Source organism: Flavobacterium sp., assembly GCF_003525665.1.
GTDB lineage: Bacteria > Bacteroidota > Bacteroidia > Flavobacteriales > Flavobacteriaceae > Flavobacterium.
This window is the reverse complement of sequence record NZ_DQDX01000138.1, coordinates 12734-15187: the sequence shown is the minus strand read 5'-3', so window position 1 is coordinate 15187 and position 2454 is coordinate 12734. Positions and strand designations below refer to the sequence as shown.

At 32.5% G+C, this 2454-nt stretch carries 4 protein-coding genes; 2 read left to right on the top strand and 2 right to left on the bottom strand.

The annotated features are described in order from the left end of the window. A partial coding sequence (locus DIU01_RS09745) for a hypothetical protein (RefSeq protein WP_290833926.1) occupies window positions 1-243 on the top strand: 243 nt, incomplete at its 5' end. A gap of 5 nt (window positions 244-248) precedes the next feature. After that, window positions 249-959: a hypothetical protein gene (locus tag DIU01_RS09740; RefSeq protein ID WP_290833925.1), complete on the top strand. Its 711-nt coding sequence runs from the start codon at window positions 249-251 to the stop codon at window positions 957-959. Here DIU01_RS09740 and DIU01_RS09735 read toward each other — a convergent pair whose 3' ends face one another. Beyond that, the gene (locus DIU01_RS09735; RefSeq protein WP_290833924.1) at window positions 960-1310 is read right to left on the bottom strand and encodes a hypothetical protein; all 351 of its coding nucleotides are present in this window, start codon (window positions 1308-1310) and stop codon (window positions 960-962) included. An 84-nt stretch (window positions 1311-1394) separates the two neighbouring features. After that, window positions 1395-2369 carry a polyprenyl synthetase family protein gene (locus DIU01_RS09730; RefSeq protein WP_290833923.1) on the bottom strand — a complete coding sequence of 325 codons (975 nt, stop codon included), beginning with the start codon at window positions 2367-2369 and terminating at the stop codon, window positions 1395-1397. Between the last annotated feature and the right edge of the window lie 85 nt (window positions 2370-2454).

Below are 2454 nucleotides of genomic sequence, written 5' to 3'. Positions count from 1 at the left end.
TGTCTTACTAATATTGAAAATAGGAAAGAAACCAAAAAATATGATTTACAAATTAAAAAATCTGATGTAAACTACTTTTATTTATTTCGTGTTGCTTGCATGCATGCTCTTGAATTCTTGCCAAACTTTAACTATGAAAACCCCGGAATTGTAACTAGTTGTGTTTCCGAAAAAAATTCTTCTGTATTTAATCTGATAACATTTGAAGATGCAAATTTGTCTGTAACGCTACCTAGCAATTAATTCAAATGAAATCCAAACTTTCTTCACTATTTATTTTATCCATCACTTTTATAGTATTCACAGTTGTTGGAACTATTTCTCATGAATATGGTCATATAATTGTTGCCAAATACTTGGGATATGAAACAGAACTTCATTACGGAAGCATGAATTATGAAGACACTTCATCTGAATTAAAATTAGCTGATTCATTGGTAAAGAAAAATGAAAAAGCAATTTTAAACAAAAAAGATTTTCCTGATAAAGAAAAATTGGATAAACTTTGGAATACTATAAGTTTTAAACACTTAATGATCACCATCGGCGGACCAGTTCAAACCATCCTTACAGGAACAATCGGATTCATTTTGCTATTATTCAGAAGAAAAAAAATTCTTGAAAACGGAATGAAAATCCTTGATTGGCTGTATGTATTTTTATCACTTTTTTGGCTCAGAGAAGTCTTCAATTTAACAATGTCTGTTGCAAGTGCACTATTAAATGGAAAGAAAAATTATTTTGGTGGCGATGAAAGAAAAATTGCGATTATGCTCGAAATTCCCCAAGGCAGTATTGCAATTCCTTTAGCTTTAATTGGACTTCTAATTGCTTTATTTGTAATTTTTAGAATCATCCCAAAAGAGCAAAGATTGACTTTTATAAGTAGTGGATTTTTGGGCGGAATAGCCGGATTTATTCTTTGGATGCGGATTTTAGGTCCGATTGTGATGCCCTAGTTAATATCTATTTCTAAACCAAACTTTCATCCATTCGCGTTTTAAAACCAAGAAAGCAACTTGCCCAGAAAGTTCAGCAATATCCGATCCATCGAGTTTTTTAACTTGATCTTCTGGAACATCAATAATGTAAAGCAGGTTTAAATATTCGGCAAACTTATATTGAATCAGTCGATAAATTTTCTCGTGAAGTTGAATCTTTAATTCGTCTGGAGTTGTGCTTGAGTGAAAATCTATTGGTTCATTGGCCAAATTGAAATCCTTGTTTATTTGCTCAATCAATTTGAGGTATAAATTTTCTTTTTCTGCTTCAGACAGTAATTGGTCGGTACTTATTGGTGCTACAAACATATTCAATTCCAAAATTAAAATTCCAAATTCCAAACTTTACAGAACGATCCCATTGGAATTTGGGATTTAAATATTGATTTTTTACTACACTTTTCTGCCCATTAAATTTTCTCCAAAAGAGCGCAAGATGTCTTTCTTCTCGTTGTCAATTCCTATATTTTGTAAGGTATCAAATGCTTTTAAAGTATACTCTTGAATAGCTTTTTTAGTGGCATCAGAAGCACCAGATTCATTAAAAATAGCTTTAACCGATTCTATTTTATCAGTATTATCCTCGGGTTGAATTGAAAATAAATGCAACAATTGCTCTTTTTGATTATCGTCAGAAAATTCTATTGCTTTTAGATATAAATAGGTTTTCTTGTTTTCAATAATATCGCCACCAACTTGTTTTCCGAAAGTTTCTGGATTTCCAAAAGCGTCTAAATAATCGTCTTGCAATTGAAACGCCAATCCTAAATTCAATCCGAAATCATAAATCAAATCGGCATTTTCTTTAGAAGTTTCGGCTACGATTGCGCCCATTTTCATTGCTGCCGCAACTAGAACTGCGGTTTTATATTCAATCATTTTTAGATATTCTGGAATAGTGACATCATCACGAGTTTCAAAATCTACGTCGTATTGTTGTCCTTCACAAACTTCAAGCGCGGTTTTGCTAAAAAGCTTTGCCAAATCTCTAAAAACTTCGGTATTGTATTGTTCAAAATATTGATACGCCAAAATCAACATGGCATCGCCAGACAAAATCGCGGTATTCACATTCCATTTTTCGTGAACCGTTTCATTTCCTCTTCGCAACGGCGCATCATCCATAATATCATCATGAACTAACGAAAAATTATGAAAAACCTCAACTGCCAATGCCGCTGGAAGTGCCAATTTAAAATCGGCATCAAATACTTCAGCACTCATTAAAGTCAGCACTGGTCGCATGCGTTTTCCGCCTAAATCCAAAATATAATGAATTGGCTCATAAAGATTTCTAGGCTCTTTAGTTTCGTATTGCGACTGTAAATAATCGGAAATAAATTCTTGGTACTGATAAATAGAATGCATAAAAGTAATTTTTGGCTAATTTACGTTATTCCATCAGGATTACAAAAGTGAATTTTTATCGAAATGTTAAATTTGTGTAGATACT

Bases quoted from the DNA above. Each gene is read 5' to 3' on its own strand.
- DIU01_RS09730 (WP_290833923.1), bottom strand. From the start codon at position 2,369: ATGCATTCTATTTATCAGTACCAAGAATTTATTTCCGATTATTTACAG.
- DIU01_RS09735 (WP_290833924.1), bottom strand. From the start codon at position 1,310: ATGTTTGTAGCACCAATAAGTACCGACCAATTACTGTCTGAAGCAGAA.
- DIU01_RS09740 (WP_290833925.1), top strand. From the start codon at position 249: ATGAAATCCAAACTTTCTTCACTATTTATTTTATCCATCACTTTTATA.